At 33.8% G+C, this 18958-nt stretch carries 15 protein-coding genes and 2 pseudogenes; 8 read left to right on the top strand and 9 right to left on the bottom strand.

Translation table 11 applies throughout. The features are described from left to right. Positions 1–89 precede the first annotated feature (89 nt). From lrgA to msrB, 4 genes are all read left to right on the top strand, one after another. A complete protein-coding gene (gene lrgA, locus RCJ96_RS20630) occupies positions 90–521 on the top strand; it encodes an antiholin-like murein hydrolase modulator LrgA (RefSeq protein ID WP_000104902.1) in 432 nt (143 codons plus the stop codon). 34 nt (positions 522–555) lie between these two features. Further along, entirely contained in the window at positions 556–1248 is a 693-nt protein-coding gene (gene lrgB, locus RCJ96_RS20625; protein ID WP_000168869.1) for an antiholin-like protein LrgB, read from the top strand. Between the two features lie 325 nt (positions 1249–1573). Further along, positions 1574–2608, top strand: coding sequence for an AI-2E family transporter (locus RCJ96_RS20620; protein WP_001166015.1), 1035 nt, complete (start codon positions 1574–1576; stop codon positions 2606–2608). Positions 2609–2707: 99 nt separating this feature from the next. Beyond that, positions 2708–3673 carry a peptide-methionine (R)-S-oxide reductase MsrB gene (gene msrB / locus RCJ96_RS20615; RefSeq protein WP_000290164.1) on the top strand — a complete coding sequence of 322 codons (966 nt, stop codon included), beginning with the start codon at positions 2708–2710 and terminating at the stop codon, positions 3671–3673. Positions 3674–3701: 28 nt separating this feature from the next. On the opposite strand, the gene RCJ96_RS20610 is transcribed toward msrB, so the two are convergent. Continuing rightward, a complete protein-coding gene (locus RCJ96_RS20610; RefSeq protein ID WP_446699839.1) occupies positions 3702–6818 on the bottom strand; it encodes an efflux RND transporter permease subunit in 3117 nt (1038 codons plus the stop codon). Positions 6819–6960: 142 nt separating this feature from the next. On the opposite strand from RCJ96_RS20610, the gene RCJ96_RS20605 reads away from it, so the two are divergent. Then, positions 6961–7836: a TetR/AcrR family transcriptional regulator gene (locus tag RCJ96_RS20605; protein ID WP_416503984.1), complete on the top strand. Its 876-nt coding sequence runs from the start codon at positions 6961–6963 to the stop codon at positions 7834–7836. Between the two features lie 53 nt (positions 7837–7889). Here the strand turns inward: RCJ96_RS20605 and RCJ96_RS20600 are convergent, their stop codons facing one another. After that, on the bottom strand, positions 7890–9443 hold the full coding sequence (locus tag RCJ96_RS20600; protein ID WP_000055410.1) for an ABC-F family ATP-binding cassette domain-containing protein: 1554 nt from the start codon (positions 9441–9443) through the stop codon (positions 7890–7892). Between the two features lie 88 nt (positions 9444–9531). Here RCJ96_RS20600 and RCJ96_RS20595 point away from each other — a divergent pair. Further along, positions 9532–10074, top strand: a pseudogene (locus RCJ96_RS20595) (short chain dehydrogenase); the annotation flags it as partial. Here the strand turns inward: RCJ96_RS20595 and RCJ96_RS20590 are convergent. Both RCJ96_RS20590 and RCJ96_RS20585 read right to left on the bottom strand, forming a co-directional pair. Beyond that, positions 10063–11475: an oligosaccharide flippase family protein gene (locus RCJ96_RS20590; RefSeq protein WP_416503985.1), complete on the bottom strand. Its 1413-nt coding sequence runs from the start codon at positions 11473–11475 to the stop codon at positions 10063–10065. The pseudogene RCJ96_RS20595 and the gene RCJ96_RS20590 sit on opposite strands and share 12 nt — an antisense overlap. Positions 11476–11572: 97 nt before the next feature. Further along, the gene (locus tag RCJ96_RS20585) at positions 11573–12553 is read right to left on the bottom strand and encodes a glycosyltransferase family 2 protein (RefSeq protein WP_416503986.1); all 981 of its coding nucleotides are present in this window, start codon (positions 12551–12553) and stop codon (positions 11573–11575) included. Positions 12554–12762: 209 nt separating this feature from the next. Between RCJ96_RS20585 and RCJ96_RS20580 the strand changes: the two genes are divergently transcribed. Next, entirely contained in the window at positions 12763–14034 is a 1272-nt protein-coding gene (locus RCJ96_RS20580; protein WP_000939654.1) for a glycosyltransferase family 39 protein, read from the top strand. 93 nt (positions 14035–14127) lie between these two features. Here the strand turns inward: RCJ96_RS20580 and RCJ96_RS20575 are convergent, their stop codons facing one another. From RCJ96_RS20575 to RCJ96_RS20565, 3 genes are all read right to left on the bottom strand, one after another. Continuing rightward, on the bottom strand, positions 14128–14490 hold the full coding sequence (locus RCJ96_RS20575; RefSeq protein WP_001121766.1) for a DUF2304 domain-containing protein: 363 nt from the start codon (positions 14488–14490) through the stop codon (positions 14128–14130). 6 nt (positions 14491–14496) lie between these two features. Then, positions 14497–15225: a glycosyltransferase family 2 protein gene (locus tag RCJ96_RS20570; protein WP_000110208.1), complete on the bottom strand. Its 729-nt coding sequence runs from the start codon at positions 15223–15225 to the stop codon at positions 14497–14499. 211 nt (positions 15226–15436) lie between these two features. Further along, on the bottom strand, positions 15437–15949 hold the full coding sequence (locus tag RCJ96_RS20565) for an acyl-CoA thioesterase (protein ID WP_061131911.1): 513 nt from the start codon (positions 15947–15949) through the stop codon (positions 15437–15439). 299 nt (positions 15950–16248) lie between these two features. Between RCJ96_RS20565 and RCJ96_RS20560 the strand changes: the two genes are divergently transcribed. After that, complete coding sequence (locus tag RCJ96_RS20560; protein WP_416503987.1) at positions 16249–17562, top strand: ArnT family glycosyltransferase; 1314 nt, start codon at positions 16249–16251, stop codon at positions 17560–17562. 92 nt (positions 17563–17654) lie between these two features. Here the strand turns inward: RCJ96_RS20560 and RCJ96_RS20555 are convergent, their stop codons facing one another. Both RCJ96_RS20555 and RCJ96_RS20550 read right to left on the bottom strand, forming a co-directional pair. Next, on the bottom strand, positions 17655–18461 hold the full coding sequence (locus RCJ96_RS20555; protein ID WP_370657705.1) for a methyl-accepting chemotaxis protein: 807 nt from the start codon (positions 18459–18461) through the stop codon (positions 17655–17657). Further along, a pseudogene (locus tag RCJ96_RS20550) lies at positions 18459–18836 on the bottom strand (protoglobin family protein); the annotation flags it as partial. The pseudogene RCJ96_RS20550 and the gene RCJ96_RS20555, both read right to left, overlap by 3 nt. Between the last annotated feature and the right edge of the window lie 122 nt (positions 18837–18958).

Raw genomic sequence — 18958 nt, 5'->3', positions numbered from 1 at the left:
CTGTATATTTGACGTTCTATTATGTAAACGCTTACTAAGACGGTTATATCCTATACAATAAAGGTACCAAATCGAAAGAGGTGGCCAAAATGAGTACGAAAAAAGTATATAGTTTCTTATCACAAGCATTCATATTCTCAGCTATTATGTTAATTTCTAATATTATTGCAACACATTTACCAATTCCGATGCCTTCATCGGTAATCGGGTTAGTCATTTTATTTAGTCTATTATGTTTAAAGGTTATTAAATTGGAACAAGTTGAATCACTTGGAACAGCTTTAACAGGTATTATCGGATTCCTTTTCGTCCCATCAGGTATTTCGGTTATTAATTCTCTTGGTGTAATGGGACAATATTTTGTACAAATTTTAACTGTAATTGTTGTCGCAACAGTTATTTTACTCGCTGTAACAGGATTATTTGCACAATTTATTTTAGGAAAAGATAAAAAAGAAACAGAAGATACAAAAGAATTGAAAGTAGTAAATAAAGGACGCAAGCACGGAAAAGTTGCGTAACCATTTTAGTATATATTGTTAGGAGGGAATGAACATGGCAAGCACAATGACTCCATATTTCGGAATCGTCGTTTCATTAATCGCATATGGAATCGGAACATTATTATTCAAGCATTCAAAAGGGTTCTTCTTATTCACACCATTATTCGTAGCGATGGTATTAGGGATTGTCTTTTTAAAAGTAGGTAACTTTACTTTCGAAGAATATAATACTGGTGGAAAAATGATTAGCTTTTTCTTAGAGCCAGCAACAATCGCGTTTGCAATTCCATTATATAAACAAGTGGATAAGTTGAAAAAATATTGGTGGCAAATTTTATCAGCTATCGTGGTTGGATCTATTTGTTCAGTAATTGTCGTGTTCATTGTTGCAAAAGCAATTGGCCTAGATACAGCAGTAATGAATTCAATGTTACCACAAGCGGCAACAACAGCAATTGCATTACCAATCTCTGAAAGTATTGGTGGTATACCAGCAATTACATCATTTGCAGTAATCTTTAACGCAGTCATCGTATACGCATTAGGAGCGTTATTCTTAAAAACATTTAGAGTGAAACATCCAATTGCAAAAGGTTTAGCACTTGGAACAGCAGGTCATGCATTAGGAGTGGCAGTAGGAATTGAAATGGGTGAAGTAGAGGCAGCTATGGCAAGTATTGCTGTAACAGTAGTTGGAGTTGTAACGGTAGTTGTCATACCGATGTTCATGCCATTCATTGGATAGTAAAACTTACTTAAAAAATGAGAAAAGCAAGCTATTTGTAGGACAGATTTCTACTGATAGCTTGCTTTTTATGTTACAGTAGTGGTAAGACCTATTGTGACAAAATGTAAGTTTCCTTAAATCTTCATTAATACTGTGTAGAATACGTTTTGAATTAGGTCATTGTATTGTAAAATAAGAAGTAAGCTACTATAGATCTGCTAAGGTAGGCGTATAATGAGCTTATAAAAATCTTAATATGAATGAATAATTAAAAGTAGAAAAGAGAGAAAAATCTACTTATTAACGTTTTACTTTATAGGACAGGAGAGAGTACTCGTCGATTATGCAAATAAAAAACCTGTTTCAAAGCAAAGGATTTCAGAGGTTACTCGTATTAGTAATACTTGCTCTCGTGTTATACGGGCTGCAAAGTATGTTGAATTTAATTTTAATTACGTTTATTCTTACGTATTTAATGGATCGATTCCAAAAGTTTATTTCCCGCAAATTAGATCATTTCATGCCCATTAATCGAAAACTCATTATAGCATTTCTATATGTCATGTTAATTGGTGGAATTGCTATTACGCTATTTAAATATTTACCAGTATTAACGATACAAATTTCACAATTGATTTATCAATTTAATGTATTTTTAAGAAACCCACCGGACAGTGAATTAATTAAGTATGCAGTTAATGCTGTTAATCATATGGAACTTTCGAAGTATGTAGGACAAGGCGTTGACATTTTGTATAAATCGATTACGAATGTTGGGAAATTTGGCCTTCAAGTGTTACTTTCTTTAATTTTAAGTTTATTTTTCTTATTGGAGAAAGCTCGTATCGTTGCTTTTACTGCAAAATTTAAAGAGAGCAGACTTGCAATTTTCTATACTGAAATCGAGTACTTCGGTAAGAAATTTGCACGTTCATTCGGAAAAGTAATTGAGGCACAATTTTTAATTGCAGTTGTTAACTGCGTTTTATCCGTTATTGCATTATGGATATTAGGATTCCCACAATTATTAGGTTTAGCGTTAATGATCTTCTTACTTGGTTTAATTCCAGTAGCTGGGGTTATCATTTCGTTATTCCCGCTTTGTATGATTGCTTACAATATCGGCGGTATTATGTACGTTGTTTATATTTTAGTTATCGTAACAGTCATTCATGCGCTTGAAAGTTACGTGTTAAATCCGAAGTTTATGTCGCAAAAAACAAACTTACCAATTTTCTATACGTTTATGGTATTAATCTTCTCGGAACACTTCTTAGGTGTATGGGGATTAATTATCGGTATTCCAATCTTCATTTTCTTATTAGATGTCTTAGATGTGACAAGTGATGAAATGGAGAAGGACGCTGGAAAAAAATAAAGTGAAGAGAAAAAAGCATCGATGTTCGATGCTTTTTCTTTTATAACATGATGTTTCTTATGCCATACTGTAAGGAGAAGATAGAATAGGGGTGAAAGAATGGCTGTAAATGAAAAGGTAGAATTAGCTACATTTGCTGGAGGGTGCTTCTGGTGTATGGTTTCGCCATTTGAAGAGATGGAAGGAATTATAAAGGTTGTTTCTGGCTATACAGGTGGTCATAAAGAGAATCCAACATATAAAGAAGTATGTTCAGAAACGACGGGACATTATGAGGCAGTACAAATTACATTTGATGCAAATAAAATGCCGTATGAGGAGTTATTAAATATATATTGGAGACAAATTGATCCGACTGATGTAGGTGGGCAATTCCACGATCGCGGACAGTCTTACGAAACAGTGATTTTTTATCATAATGAAGAACAACATAAAAAAGCAGAGGCTTCAAAAGAAGAGCTTGCAAGGAGTGGGCGCTTTTCAAAGCCGATTGCGACAAAAATATTGCCAGCTGCTACGTTTTATCCCGCAGAGGAATATCACCAAGGATATCATAAGAAAAATGAATTCCGCTACGAGTTATACCGTAAGGGCTCAGGGCGAGATGCGTTTATTAAGCAACATTGGCCAAAGGATAATGCTCATTTAAAGGAAAAACTCAGTGAGATGCAATTTTATGTAACACAGGAAAATGGTACAGAACCACCATTTCGAAATGAGTATTGGAATCATAAAGAAGAAGGTCTTTATGTAGATATCGTTTCAGGTGAACCTTTGTTTACTTCTCTAGATAAATTTGATAGTGGATGTGGATGGCCTAGTTTTACGAAGCCAGTTATGTCAGCTAGTGTGAAGGAAAAAATGGATGTGAGTCATAATATGACGCGTACAGAAGTGAGAAGTAAGGAAGGAGATTCACATCTCGGCCACGTATTTCCAGATGGTCCAGGACCAAATGGACTTCGCTATTGTATAAATTCAGCAGCTCTTCGATTTATTCCAACAGAGGAATTAGAAAAAGAAGGCTATGGTGATTTCCTAATCTTGTTTGGAAATAAAAAATAACCTCGCAGTTAGCGAGGTTATTTTTTTGTTACTTTACTTTTTTCTTTTTAAACTTGCTTAATATTTCATAAACGATTGGAACAATAAGAAGTGTTAATAATGTTGAACTTGTTAATCCACCAATTACTGTTACACCAAGTCCCTTAGAAATTAAGCCGCTACCTTCAAATCCTAATGCGAGCGGGATAAGAGCACCGATTGTTGCAATTGCAGTCATTAAAATCGGGCGAAGGCGTGTTGCACCAGCTTCTAATAAAGCTTCACGTGTTGTTAGACCTTCATTTTCTTTATGAATAACGCGATCGATAAGCACGATTGCGTTTGTTACAACGATACCGATTAACATAAGGGCACCGATCATTGCAGAGACACTTAACGTTTCACCAGAGATTAATAAGGCAACAAGGGCTCCAATGATTGTAAATGGTAGCGAGAATAAAATTGCGAATGGTGCAAGAGCACCGCCAAATGTAACGACAAGAACGAAGTATACAATAGCAATCGCAGCTAACATCGCTAAGCCAAGTTGCTTGAATGATTCTTCAATATCTTTTGTAACGCCTCCCATAGAAACATCTACGCCAGAAGGAAGATCCATTTTATCTACTTCTTTTTGAACCGCGGCGGATGCTTTTGAAACGTCATCAGATGTTAGTTTTGCACTTACTTCCGCATAAACACGGCCATCGCGGTGTTTCACTGTATTCGAAGTTTCTCCTTCTTTTACAGTCATCACATCTTTTACAGCCACTTCATTACCAAGCGGCGTTGTAATTTTACGATTTGTTAAGTCATCGATTGTTTCATAATTTTGTTTTTCAGCTTCTACATATACATTGATATCTTTACCGTCTTTTTTAATTGTTGTCAGAACAGGGCGATCATGTTGATTAGAAAGTCCCATTCCAATTTGTGCAGCCGTTAGACCCATTTTACTTAGCTTTTCCTGATCTGCGACTAAAGTGTATTCTGCGTATGTTTTTGCAATACTAGAGTCTATATCTTTTAAGTCTTTGTTTTTCTTCATTATGTTTTGAATATCTTTTACGACAGGCTTAATGTCTTCTGAGCTATCTCCGTAAACGTATAACTTGATTTTGTTACTACCGCCACTTGCTCCGAAGTCTTGGTTTTTCCATTCGCCTTTTCCAGACATTTTCTGTAAATCTTTAACGACTTGTTCTTTCTCTTTTTCGAAGTTTTTCGTGTCGTTATCATATTGTACGAAGAACATTGCCTGATTTGATTGACCAGGACTCATTGGGTTTTCGCCACCTAATGAGAATTGAATTGTTTTGACGTCTTTATTATCTTGGAAGTGCTTCTCAGCTTTCGTTGCAATTTTTTCAACGTCTTCTAACGTTTGACCTGGTTCAGGGTTGTACGTTGCAATAATCATTTTTTCTTCTTCAGATGGTAAGAAACTTACACCGATAATTGGAACAAGTGCAAGACTACCAACTAATAGAAGGACAGCAATACTTGATGTGATGATTTTATGATTTAAGGCCCATGCAAGTATACGTTTATAACCGTTTGCTAATTTACTTGGTTTTTCTTCATGATGTACTTCTTTTTCTCTCATGCTCTCTTTTTTAAATAAAGAATGAGCTAGCATCGGTACGATTGTAACTGCTACTAGTAACGATGCTAATAAAGCGAAGACGATAGTTAAGGCGAATGGTAAGAACATTTCACCAATCATACCTTTTACTAGTCCAAGCGGTAAAAATACAGCAATTGTTACAATGGTAGAAGACATAATCGGAATAAACATTTCTTTCGTAGCTTCACGAATTAAATCTTTCCCGCGTAGTTTCTCTCCTGATAACGACATACGTCGGTAAATATTTTCAATAACAACAATGGAGTCATCCACAACGCGCCCGATAGCGACTGTCATTGCTCCAAGCGTCATAATGTTAAGTGTAATATCCATTTGCTTTATGACTAATACAGCAATTAATAAAGAAAGTGGTATGGAAACGACAGAGATTAATGTTGTTCGGATATTTCGTAGGAACAGCATAATAATAACAATCGCAAAAATAGCACCAAAAATGGCTTTGCTCAGCATTGTTTCTACTGATTTCTCAATAGGTGCACCTTGGTCGAATGTTGAAATAATCTCTAAGTCTTTATATTTTTTCTCAAGTTCTTTTACTTTATCTTTCACTGCATTTACAACATCAACTGTGTTGGCGTCAGCAGCTTTGACAATTTGAATTCCAATTGCTTCTTTTCCATTTGTTCGAGAAATAGATTCTGCTTTTCCGACTTCCTTAATGTCAGCAATTTCGTCTAATGTAACTGTCGGAATCCCGTTCATAGCAGCTGGATTCATTTGTGGCATTTGTGCACCAGCTCCAGCAGTTTGACTACCTTGACCGCTTGCTGATGAAGGAACAGCAGGGATTTTTAATTCTTTTAATGCTTTCATTGTTGTAATATTTCCATCTACAACAACTGATTTTTCTGTGTCTTTAAATGTATATAGGCCAAGTGGTAAAGATACGTCCGATCCTTTAATTACATTTTTTACAGTATCTTCACTTAAACCTAATTCTTTCATCTTATCTTTTTTAAAGACAAGTTGTACTTCATCTACTTGTTGACCTGAAATTTGAACAGATGCGACTCCATCAAGTCCTTTTAATCCTGGCACAACATTTTTTTCCACATTTTCAGTTAAGGTAGCTAAAGATTCATTTTTACTTGCTACGCTTAATGAAATAACAGGAAAGGCATTGAAGTTTACACGTGAAACTTTCGGGTCCTTTACGCCTTCTGGCAGTTTCACATTTGCGAGAGCTTCTTTTATTTCTGTTTCAGCCTTTTCCATATTTTTATCAAAATCATATTCTACCTGAATAGAAGATGCATTTTGATAAGATGATGAACTAACAACGTTTACACCACTTAAATTTTGCAGTTGCTCTTCCATCGGTTTTGAAACTTTATCAGCTACTTCTTCTGGTGTAGCACCAGGATAAACCGTGGTTACTGTTACAACAGGTGTTGTAATATCAGGAATTGTTTCCAGCTTCATATTCAGCCCAGAATAAATACCTGCAATGGTAACGATAATGGTTAGTAGCCAAACTGCGAACTTATTTTTTAACGAAAAATTAATAATTTTGTTCATGTTTGCGCTCCCTTTGTATTATATTGACCAACTGGTCAGTCTAATACATAATATAACTGACTGATTGGTCAGCCGTCAATGAAAAGGGATGGTATAATACATTCATAATAAGATGCGAGATTAAATTTAGGAGAGACATGATATGAAAGAAAAAGAGCGCTTAATTATAGAGATGGCTATGAAGTTATTTGCGACTAAGGGTGTAAATGCGACATCGGTGCAGGAAATTGTGACAGCTTGTGGCATATCTAAGGGAGCCTTTTATTTATACTTTAAATCAAAAGAGGAACTTTTATTAGCGACACTTCGATATTACTATGACAAGATTCAAAATAAAATGATGGATATTGAAAAAGAGTCGTTATTGCCACGTGAAAAATTTGCAAAACAATTGCATTGCCAGTTTAATGATATACAAAAGCATAAAGAATTTATTATTATGCATGCAAGGGAAAATGCGATTCCTTTTAATAAAGAAGTAGAAGAATTTATGATGCGGATGAAGTTAGAGTCTCACGCATTTTATCGGAATAGTTTACTGTCTATCTATGGTGATAAGGTTATGCCATATTTATTAGATTTAGTCATTATGGTAGAAGGCATATGCCGTGGATATTTAGAACTAATTATTTTACAAGCGCCAGAAATAGACTTATCTTACGTCTCTGCTTTTATTTTGAAAAGAGTAGACGATTTAGTAGATGGATTGGTAGAATCTTCAGAAGAACCTGTGTTACATGAAGAAAAGCTTGGAGAATTTCTTTGTAAATCAGAGCTTATTAAGGAACAGATTAAGGAACATTTTTTAAAAGAAATTATTGTGTTTAAACGTACTTTAGCGGATCAATTAGAAAATGATGAATTACTTGTTACATTAGATGTTTTAGAGGCGGAGATGAGATTGTCTAATCCAAGAATTCCGGTCATTAGAGGAATGTTAGCAAATTTAGAGACATATCCGGAATTAAAAGAATTTAAATTGCGACTTATGGGATATTACAATATAAAAAATTCTTAATAAAAACAAGCAAAAAACTCCTTGTTCATACAAGGAGTTTTTTTTAGATAAGACTACTTACTATTTTGAGACCACTCTTCAACATCCCAAACTTTTGTGATCCAATCTTCATAGAAGTCCGGTTCGTGACATACAAGGAGGATTGTTCCTTTATATGCTTTCATAGCCTTCTTAAGTTCCGCTTTTGCTGTAACATCAAGATGGTTTGTCGGCTCGTCAAATAGTAGCCAGTTACTTTCTTCACCCATTAGTTTACATAAACGAACTTTTGCTTGTTCTCCACCACTTAATTGACTTAATGGACGAGAAATATGTTCATTTTTTAATCCGCATTTTGCTAACATCGCACGAATTTGATGTTGGTCTAGGCCAGGGAATGTATTCCATACATCATCAATTGGTGTTATATTGTCAGCTTTAACTTCTTGCTCAAAGTATGCAGGCTCTAAGAAGTCACCAAGGCTTGTTTTACCGCTTAAAGGTTTAATTTTACCTAAGATTGTTTTTAGTAACGTGGATTTACCAACACCGTTACATCCAACAATAGCAATTTTTTCACCACGTTCGATCGTCATTGATAGCTTTGGTAGTAGCGGATGTGTATATCCGATTTCTACATTTTCACCTTCAAAGACGAAGCGACTACTTGCGCGACTTTCTTTAAATGAGAATTCAGGTTTAATTGCCGTTTCCGGGCGATCAATAAGTTCCATGCGATCAAGTTGTTTTTGACGACTCTTTGCACGACCTGTTGTTGAATAACGAGCTTTATTCTTTGCAATGAAGTCCTCTTGCTTTTTGATAAACTCGCGTTGTTTTTCATAAGCGTTTATATGTTGATTTTTATTGATTTCTGCTAGCTCTAGGAATTTTTCATATGTTGCTGTATAACGCGTCATTTTTGTGAATTCTAGATGGAAAATAACATCAACACATTTATTCATAAATTCCGTATCATGGGAAATCAACAAGAACGCATGTGGGTATTCTTTTAAATAATTCGTTAACCAATGAATATGTTCAACGTCTAAATAGTTGGTAGGTTCATCAAGTAATAATACTTCTGGTTGTTCAAGTAATAGCTTTGCAAGCAATACCTTTGTACGTTGTCCACCACTTAGTGCTGAAACATCACGATCTAAACCAATTGCATCAATTCCAAGACCACGTGCAGCCTCTTCAATTTTCATATCTAGTAAATAGAAACCACCTGCTTCAAGTGCATCTTGTATTTCTGCCATTTGCTCAAGAAGTTCTTCTAGTTCTTCTGGTGTAGCAGTTCCCATTTTTTCTGTAACTTCATTTAAAGCTTTTTCCTTTTCAAATAGCGGTAAAAATGCATCCGCTAGTACGTCACGAATTGTACGTCCAGGCGTTAAAACCGTATGTTGGTCTAAGTAACCGTAATGTGTGCCCGGTGTCCATTCTACACGACCTTGGTCATGAATAAGCTGACCAGTAATGATATTCATGAATGTTGATTTACCAACACCGTTTGCACCAACTAATCCAACGTGCTCACCTGCTAGTAATCGCATAGATACATCTTTAAATAATGTACGATCGCCAAATGTATGTCCTAATTTTTCAACTGTTAATAAGCTCATAGTATCCTCCGTCCAACTTGAAATAGTACCTTGAATCATGATACTAAATTCTTTCATATAATGCCATCATTTCAAAATGTATATATTTTCAAAACAAGCTAATGTACGAATGTTTATTGCTCATTTCCCAGACTTTTATGGTCCAAATGCAGAATGCACACTTGTCCATCATAAATTAAAGGCAATACTTGCAAATAAGATGTCTAGCTTTGTTGGAGATAAAAAGATTGCCCGTGAATATATTTTTACACCAGATGGTGCAAAAGCAATGGTTGAATTAGCTTCACATGATGAGGCCTATGGACAAAATTGGAACATACCAGGTTATGGTGTCATTACAGGTGAGGAAATGATTCAACACATACGGGAATTAACGAGATATACCAAATGAGTAATAACTGTAAAGAGAGGAATAATCCAGTTCTTTGGTCTGTTTGATAAGCAGATCAATGAATTTGTGGAAATAATATATTTGACGGAAAAACCAGTTGTATTAAGTGGAGAGAAGTACGAGAAATATATTGGGGTTGTACCTAGAACCTTTTATTATGAAGGGGAATTGTATATAAGTAAAAAAACAAGCTTCTATTTACAATTTAGAAGCTTGCCTTGTTATTGTTTATCTACCTAGCTTTTTATTTACAAACCCTAAAATTAATCCACGTATTTGTGGGTCAATTGCAAGGCCAATAATGCCATACAATATACCAGTAAGTACTAAAGCTACTAGTGGTGGTAAGCTAATTAATACTGTGCGATATATTGCATAACTAATTATAAATGCTAGTGTATTGAATATTATTCCTTTGAATAGCAATGAAAATCCTTTACGAACGAATAATGAAAATCCGATTAATAATGTAATCTCAGTAAGGATAGCAGCTACAGCAGCTCCCATCATTCCAAATTGGCTACCTAATATGATGTAACTTATGATAGCGACAGCTAATCCAATTGCCATAGTTGTCGCACGTTTCCATTGTTGACCAGCTGTTGTTAAATTATCAGCAAGCGGATAGTTGATAGATTGTAAAATGACCATAAAGGCTAAAATTGCAAGTGCATTACCAGCTGGCGCATATTTTTCACCTAATAGAGTTACAATCCAAAAATTTGGATCGGCAATAAACGGGATAGAAATTCCCATCCCTAAGAAAGACATAAGCTTTAATTCGAATTGAGATAGCTTTCTATGTTCATCAATATTATTTTCGTTTCCAAAAGCAAACAATTTTGGATAAAAGGCTGCTGCAATTACACCAGGTATTTGGTAAAGTACAGCAGGTATTTTATAGGCGGCCCCAAAGAATCCAACTTGTGCTTTTGTTGAAACTTTTTCTAAGATAATAGGACCTAACTGCGGTAAAAGCATAATGATAACGCCATTGACTGTGAAAATAAGTAATTGATCTAAAATGCCTTTATTCCAACCCTTATGAATTGTTGTATAGCGGATTGTCATTATAAAGGCAATGACTCCTGTTACAAGGCTAGATATTCCATACATAGCAGCAACCATCATAAGTGACCATTTAAATGACATCCCTAGCAGAAGAGCGGCTGCGGCCGTCACACCTTGTAGTACAGAAATAATCGCTGTGAATTGCATACGCTCTGTTACTTGGAAATAGGCCATCCCAACCCCTTGTAAAGTAGCTCCAAACATGGTTGGTAGTACGACCCAATATACCATGGCACGTAAGTAAGCATCAGTGTAGAAGAACTGAGCGAAAATGGCGAAGAGCACAGAAATTACGATAGCTAATACTAAACGAATTCGTAAATAACTGCTTATTAATACGCTAATGTTAGCGTTGCTTCTTGTTCCTTCACGCATAAACGTATGTGTCAAACCTGCATCCGTAAAATAGCAAATGACAGCGGAAACTGCTAATGCAACTGTAAACATCCCGTACTCATCTGGTGAAACATATCTTGCAAAGAGAATTGTTGCAATAGCCAGTACAAAACGAACAGTAATGTTTCCTACAAAGAGGTAGGATGCGTTTTTTAGAATTTTATTTGTTTTCATGAGAAAAGACCTTTCTATTCTTTAGGACCCGGTTAGCTTGTCCTATTTGTAAATTTGATTTGTTCACAGAAAGAGAGAGTATCGTTATATTTTCAGTTTAAGAAAACAGAAATTTAATTCGTACAAACCAAAGCATTGCATATAGTTTTTTACTACGCTTTCCATTCTTTGAATAGATTTTACGGCAATATTTCTTGATATCTTTTTTGATTAATTGAACTTGTGATTTATCTAATCGAGAGTTTCCCTTAATATATATACAAGCGTTATTGATGACTGTATAAGGGAATAAATAAGTCTCAAGAATCTCAATAAGTGACTGAGGGTCTTTTGTAATGAAATCTTGAGACTTATTATGTACCCAGTCCTTCATACGATTGAATACTTCCAGCTCTTTTGTCGTTTTTAATTCATAATCTTTATATTTTGAAGAAAGATTTCCTTCTGATAAGATTCTATAATAAGTTAAGTATTCATCAACATAACATACACTTGTTACACTCATTAGTTTAAATAAAAACTCCAAGTCTTCGCCCCAACTACATCCTGGTGTAAAACGAATGTTATGATCCATTACGATGGATCGTTTGAAAATCCAAGTACTTGTTTGAGCAACAACTTGATGTGTTAGGAATGCTTTTGACATATCGCCTTTAATAAAATTTGTTGTATGTTCAACCTTCTCGCCTGTTTCTTCGTAGAAATTCATATAACCACAATAGCACGCGTCCATGTTGTTTTTATGCATACTTTCGACTTGCTTCTCAATTTTAGTTGGATGCCATAAGTCATCACTATCAAGGAAAGCAATATATTCTCCACTAGCATTTTCAATTCCTGTATTACGAGCTACCGAAACACCTTGGTTTTTTTGATGAACATATTTTACTTGCCTTGGGTATTTTTCAGCAAGGTTTTTCACGATAGAAGGTGATTGATCTTTACTTCCATCATCTACAATTACAATTTCGATATTTTTATATGTTTGATCTAGTATTGACTGCATCGTCTCTTCAATATATTTCTCTGCATTGTATAGAGGGATAACAACTGAGACAAGCTGGTTTTGTTTCATCATAGAATTTTAACTCCTCAAATTTTTATGTTTTTAAATTAACTCATTTTATAAGGAATAAGATTAAAAGAATATCTGTATAAGTTTACCGCATATAAACTTTGTAAATCAACTTTATGTATATAATAATTATTATTAAAGGTATAGAAGTTAGATATGAAAGGTGGTTATAATAGAGAGATGTGTTGTAATAAAAGGGAGGAAGCTTTAGAATGTTACAAAAGTATATGCGAAGACCTGAATTGATAATATTGGGTATTATTCTAGTTATTGGCCTAATCTTTCGGTTAATGACTTTAAAAACATATGGTAGTGATTTGACACTTGGTAGCGATGACTTAATGTATCAAAAAAATGCCGTGAATTTTTTGGAAACTGGTATGTTAACGTATCATGATCCGACAAAACCAACTATTCATATTATGCCTGGACAAGTATTTTTATTAGCGGGCATATTTTTCATATTCGGACATGGAAGTTTAGGTGTTTTATGTGCAAAATTAGTTATGATAGCTTTTGGTATTTTAAGTATTTATATGACTTATAAGATTGGTACATATATTTTAAATCCGGCGGTAGGATTGATTGCTGCATTGTTATTAGCTCTATATCCACCTGAAGTGGTGGTGGAAAACTTAACGTTGACAGAAAGTCCTTATCTCTTTCTATCACTAGGGCTGTTATATTGGAGCTTAAAGTTAGCAGATACGCATTCAATGAAAGATTTTTATATTATTTTATTATTCTACTTTGTAACACTATATTTCAGGGTACAAATCGCTTTATATCCAATTCTATTATTTATATATCTTGTAGCAAAACGCTATCCGGCTCGTTTAATGGTAAAGCAAGCCCTTATTAGTGTATTGGTACTATTTGTTGTACTTGGTCCTTGGTGGGCACGTAACTATGTTCAGTTTAACAAGTTTATTCCGCTTACAGCTGGTTCAGGTAATCCTTTACTACTTGGCACATATCAAGGTGAAGGTTATCCATCTGGGAAAAGTGTGGAAGAAATCGATGCAGAAATCTTTGCAAAATATCCAGGTATAGAAGCGCATGAGTTAATGGCGAAGCAGCAAGAAGTAGCGATGGACCGTATTAAGGAATGGTGGCATACAGATAAAGCGTCAATGATAAAGAGTTATTTAATTTTAAAACCACAAATTTTCTGGGAAAAAGCATATTATTATCCAGGCACCACAATTAGTATTTTTGATATATCTGGAGAAGATATGAAGAAGATTTATGACACAATTAAAACAGGCTTCATAATTTGCTCTATCCTAGCATTTGCATTCTGTTGGAGAAGGTGGAGAGAGTATTCATTCTTATGGATAAATGTTTTATTCCAAACCTTTTTCAATAGCTTATACTTTGCATATGATCGATATGCGCTTCCATTGATGCCAATGCTATTTATAATGATAGGTGTAGGTATTGTCGCAACTGTTATGAGGATTAGCAGGCCATTTCTAAAGTAAGTAAATAATCTTATTAAATCTATCAAAGAATTTACATTTAAATGGTATATAAAAATGACCTACTTTCTATTTTAGAAAGTAGGTCATTTTTAATTATGCATCGTGTAAAGAATCATTTTGTTCTTTATTATTTAATTTTTGTTTTAGCAACGCATAATCTTGTGTCAATGTTACAAGTTGGTGATGCTGTTTAGAAACCTTACGAGTTAAATCAAAAATTAAAATAAAGCAGAATAAAAGTCCGAACAGGAATAAAACAGATGGTGGGTATTCTACGTGCAATAGCTTCCCAATCCAATTTATAATCTTATCTGTAGAGCTTAAAATCGCCATTGCGATACAAACAAAAATCCAAAGAATGGCGTATTTTGTTTCTAAAGTTCCTTTACGTATCGAGTTAATAATCAGGAAAAATAATAATAGAATAAAGATAAATGAAAAGGTAATTATGGGCATGGATTATCAACCTTTCACAATTTTTTGCATTAATATAGCCAAGCTGACTTTAATCATGTAATATGCAGACTTTAACGGTGTAATAGAAGATTGTCCACCTTGTCTCTCTTGCATATTTACAGATATTTCTTTAATGCGAAGACTTTTCTTTTTTAAGTGAATGAGTACTTCGGGTTCTGGATAATCTTTCGGATAATTTTGTGCGAAAATTTCAATTACCTTGCGATTAATAGAACGATAACCAGATGTTGGATCCATAAATGTTTGTTTTGTTAGTAATTTTAGTAGGGCAGTAAAATAAAATATTCCAATTCTTCTTGAAAGACTGCCTTTATATGCGGTTTTTTCCGTAAATCGAGACCCTAGTACCATATCACATTGATCTTCAGCTATAGGTTGGATGATTTTATATAAATCATCGGGGTTATGCTGTCCATCAGCATCAAATTGAATAGCGATATCATAACTATTTTCATAAGCATACTTATATCCAGTCTGTACAGCTGATCCAATTCCTAAATTATAAGGTAGATTTACAAGATGGACTGGGAATGTTGTAACAATTTCAGATGTTTTATCCATAGATCCATCATTAATTACACAAATATCTAATCCTACAAAATGTTCTTTTAATTCTAAAAGTCTTGTTAATGTATCTGCAATCGCTTCCTCTTCATTGTAAGCGGGAATAATAATCAAGGTTTTAGGTATTACAATTGGTACTTCAACAGACATATTGCACCATCCTTTACAAATAATAGGCATCATTCTTGTTTAGTAAACATTATCTACTATACCACTAATAGTAGATAAAAATAAAGGACAAGTTAGTGGGGGATTTTAAGAATAGACGTTATGCTTAGATAGCTATATGTAACTTATAATTTAATTTGTAATAAAAAAGCACAGGTGAAGATAAAGGAATGCTCACCTGTGCTAAATAACATTATATATTCCAAGGTTTATTTAAAGTTAAAACCTCAGCCATTTCTTTACTTTTTAAACGTCCTTTTTTTCTATTTTCCGCGCGTTCTGAACCGGTTGTGTGTAACCAATGTTCTTCTTCAGTTTCAGGAAGTACTTGTGGTACGGACGAAGGTTTTCCGTCTTTTATTGCCACAAATGTAATGAAGCAAGTGGCGGCAATTCTACGCTCACCTTCTAATAAATTTTCTGCGATTACTTTTACGAAAACTTCCATTGAAGATTTCCCTGTATAACATACAAATGCTTCATAACAAACAGAATCAGCTTGGTGAATTGGAGTTAAAAAATCAACTGAATCAATAGATGCTGTTACGCAATGTTTACGACTATGTCTTGCAGCCGCAATTGAAGCAATACTATCAATTTCTGCTAATAATTTCCCTCCAAAAAGTGTTTGGTGATTATTTAAATCGTTAGGAAAAACACGTGTTGTTTTAATTGCTTTAGATTCTCGCATGAATTTCTTTTCCATATATTCAGCCCCTATAGTCTGTTTTCAATCAGAATAATATGTGTAAGTGGATTACTCATATTAGATATTTAATAAAGTAAAGCGTATTCCAAAAGAGGATTATTTAAACTTCTGTATTTGTATTCATGTTAACTGAAAGAAAATTTATTTTATCTAAAATGTAGTGTAAAAGAGGATTCGCTTACATTGCAAGCAAAAAGTAATGACTATGTATTTGTCATAGAAATTCCCTATCAGCCGTGTACCCATTCATGATAGAATCGTTTTGTTATGAATGGAAATAGAGGTGCAATGGACATATGAATCATATACAAACAAATTTTTCATCTTTCTTCAATAAAATTACGATTGGTGCGATGCTTGCATTTTTTGTTTATAGTTGTTGGACAGCATTTGAGACAAGTAAGCAATTTTTTGGGGGAAGTACAACAAGTGTAACAATCATATTGGCAATTTTCGTCATACTCATTTTGTTAGTGGCATCAATTTTACAATATCGTTTTACAGACAAACAATTTCTTATTTTTCTTATAAGTATATCTATAGTTGTGAGGCTTAGTATGCTGTTATTTGTAGATGCTCCAATAATTGGTGATATGAAAATGATGTATGAGTCTGCAAAGGAGATTGCAATTGGTAATAATATAGGGACTATAACTCATTTGCCGTTTATTATATATGAGTCAGTAATTATTCGTATATTTGGTGATACATTATTTGCTTTACAACTATTTAATGTGTTATTTTGCGCAGGAACTGCATTTTTTATTTATCGTATTGCGGCAATAGTTTTTGGAGAAGAATGCGGTCGTATTGCTTCCACATTTTATGCTCTGTATATTCCAAATATATTCATGAGTTCCGTATTAACTCCTGAGTCACTTGCAATATTTTTATTTTATTTTGCTTGCTACATACTTTTATATAAAGGATTAGATCATCCTTATATGTGGGTGTTTTCAGCGATTTTATTTGCATGTAGTAATATGATTTTCCCAATGGGATTATTTCTTCCTATTTTTATCACGATATATGTATTATTAATTGAAGTGTTTCAATCAGCAACGAAACAAAAAGTGTTACTAAAGATGATAGGGATACTTATTCTATTTTATAGTGCTCATTTTAGTGTGAATTATGGAATTAAGACAATGGGACTGTCACAATATACGATTACGAATGAGACGTATGTTCAATCTGTCTTAATTGGAAAAACGCAACATGAGGAAAGAGTATCGAAAAATCAAAGTGTAACAGAGCATATTGATCAAAAGTTAAAAGAGATTGAGGGAGAAAGATTTAAACTTTTAGAACCGATGATAAATCAGTTTTCAGATGAGGGAATAAATTCTATTCTTTTTAAATGTGAAAAACTGATATATATAGCCTTAACATTATTTATGACTATAGCTCTATTACACTTCCTTATTAAGAAACAACAAAATGAGGGATATATGTTGTTCTTATTTTTAACTAGTGGCTACGTATTGTTAAAGCTCTTCCAAGTAGATATGGCATATTACAATGTAATTATGCCAGCATTGTTTATTTTGCAGAGCTTTGGTGTTTATATGAGTTATGTGTATTGTCAAAAAATATTTTTCAGAAAATAAAAAGAATCCAGTTTGGATTCTTTTTTTATGGATAGAAGATGAAAGCTAAGAGTCAGCAGGGATAAAATATCTCTACTGACATAAACTTCACTCTATCGATTTAATTCCAGTTGTAAACTATCGGCTGTTAGAGCCATTTTTGAGGAATCGTCTTGAATTCCTTTCATTACTTGTGAAATGGTTTCTAACTCATTCTCAATTTTTTTATTCTGTTCTTTCGAGTTAGACATGTCTTTTACGATTTCTTGGAAGTATTGATCCGTTGCAGACATACTATCAGTTCCTTCAGATACGAGAGAGCTAATTTGTTTCACGGAAGAAGAGACACGAACAATCTGTTCATTTGTTTTTTCAACGAGCTTTGTAACGTTAAATATAGATTCTTTCGTTTGCTCTGATAACTTTCTAATTTCTCCAGCTACAACAGAAAAGCCTTTGCCAAATTCCCCAGCACGCGCAGATTCAATTGCAGCATTTAGTGCGAGTAAATTTGTTTGCTCGGCAATTGATTTTACAATATCTATAATTTCGTTAATTTTGTTAGAAATATCGAGAAGTTCATGCGTATCTGTAATAATCGTTTCCATGTTCGTTTGAATGTATTCCATTCGTTTATTTTGCTCATTTAATTGTTCTTTACCTTTATTTGCTTTTTCTTCTGATGTTGTAGCTAATGACGTACCTGTTTTAGCAATTTCTACAATCGTTTCAGATCTAGCGGTTAACTGCTGAATAGAAGCGCTTGTTTTTTCAGATACAGATGCTAGTTCTGTTGCAATATGCGTAATGGTCATAGCTGTTATCTCTTTTTCTTTTTCAAGTTCTTTTTGCATTCTTTCATATTCAGATTCATAAGCCGCAATAACGAGTTCTTGTTCAAGAGTAAATAATTTGTTTATTACGTTTATGGAATAAGAAAAATCGTCAATTGTTGTAATTTTCGTTTTTAAAATCTTCATGATAGAGCGGAATAATTCTTGATAAGCGGCAGTATACCATTTTCTATGTAACCCAATTTGTACATGTCTTTTGGCAATTCTAACACGTTGTTCAATAAAGTCTTCATGCATATCTCCGCTAAATAATTCTTTTATATGTGTTTTTAAAGTTTGCTTTAGTTTTGGAATAGAGCTATAACGTTCGATAATCGTAATTAAATTAGGCTGTTTTGTAATATTGGAATAGAATTTTTCGGTAATCCAATCAATTTCTTCATAAATAAAGGGCTGTAGTACCTTTACGATTTGTAAATCTTCTTTTGAAATATGTAGCATATCCATTTGAATTTTCAGTTCAGAATTAGTAGGAACATTAAAAGTGATTTGTTGATTCTTACTTAATTCAAGTATACTTACGTTTGTTTTATTGTTATGTTTTTTAAAAACCCCAAGCATCG

Source organism: Bacillus sp. BSL6 (genome assembly GCF_052928345.1).
The sequence above is the reverse complement of the archived record's forward strand: the minus strand, read 5'-3'. Positions and strand labels throughout refer to the sequence as shown.

Coding starts and splice junctions, on each gene's coding strand:
- RCJ96_RS20580 (WP_000939654.1), top strand. CDS start 12,763: ATGTTACAAAAGTATATGCGAAGACCTGAATTGATAATATTGGGTATT.
- RCJ96_RS20620 (WP_001166015.1), top strand. CDS start 1,574: ATGCAAATAAAAAACCTGTTTCAAAGCAAAGGATTTCAGAGGTTACTC.
- lrgA (WP_000104902.1), top strand. CDS start 90: ATGAGTACGAAAAAAGTATATAGTTTCTTATCACAAGCATTCATATTC.
- RCJ96_RS20570 (WP_000110208.1), bottom strand. CDS start 15,225: ATGTCTGTTGAAGTACCAATTGTAATACCTAAAACCTTGATTATTATT.
- RCJ96_RS20600 (WP_000055410.1), bottom strand. CDS start 9,443: ATGAGCTTATTAACAGTTGAAAAATTAGGACATACATTTGGCGATCGT.
- RCJ96_RS20575 (WP_001121766.1), bottom strand. CDS start 14,490: ATGCCCATAATTACCTTTTCATTTATCTTTATTCTATTATTATTTTTC.
- RCJ96_RS20605 (WP_416503984.1), top strand. CDS start 6,961: ATGAAAGAAAAAGAGCGCTTAATTATAGAGATGGCTATGAAGTTATTT.
- RCJ96_RS20610 (WP_446699839.1), bottom strand. CDS start 6,818: ATGAACAAAATTATTAATTTTTCGTTAAAAAATAAGTTCGCAGTTTGG.
- RCJ96_RS20560 (WP_416503987.1), top strand. CDS start 16,249: ATGAATCATATACAAACAAATTTTTCATCTTTCTTCAATAAAATTACG.
- msrB (WP_000290164.1), top strand. CDS start 2,708: ATGGCTGTAAATGAAAAGGTAGAATTAGCTACATTTGCTGGAGGGTGC.
- lrgB (WP_000168869.1), top strand. CDS start 556: ATGGCAAGCACAATGACTCCATATTTCGGAATCGTCGTTTCATTAATC.
- RCJ96_RS20565 (WP_061131911.1), bottom strand. CDS start 15,949: ATGGAAAAGAAATTCATGCGAGAATCTAAAGCAATTAAAACAACACGT.
- RCJ96_RS20590 (WP_416503985.1), bottom strand. CDS start 11,475: ATGAAAACAAATAAAATTCTAAAAAACGCATCCTACCTCTTTGTAGGA.
- RCJ96_RS20585 (WP_416503986.1), bottom strand. CDS start 12,553: ATGATGAAACAAAACCAGCTTGTCTCAGTTGTTATCCCTCTATACAAT.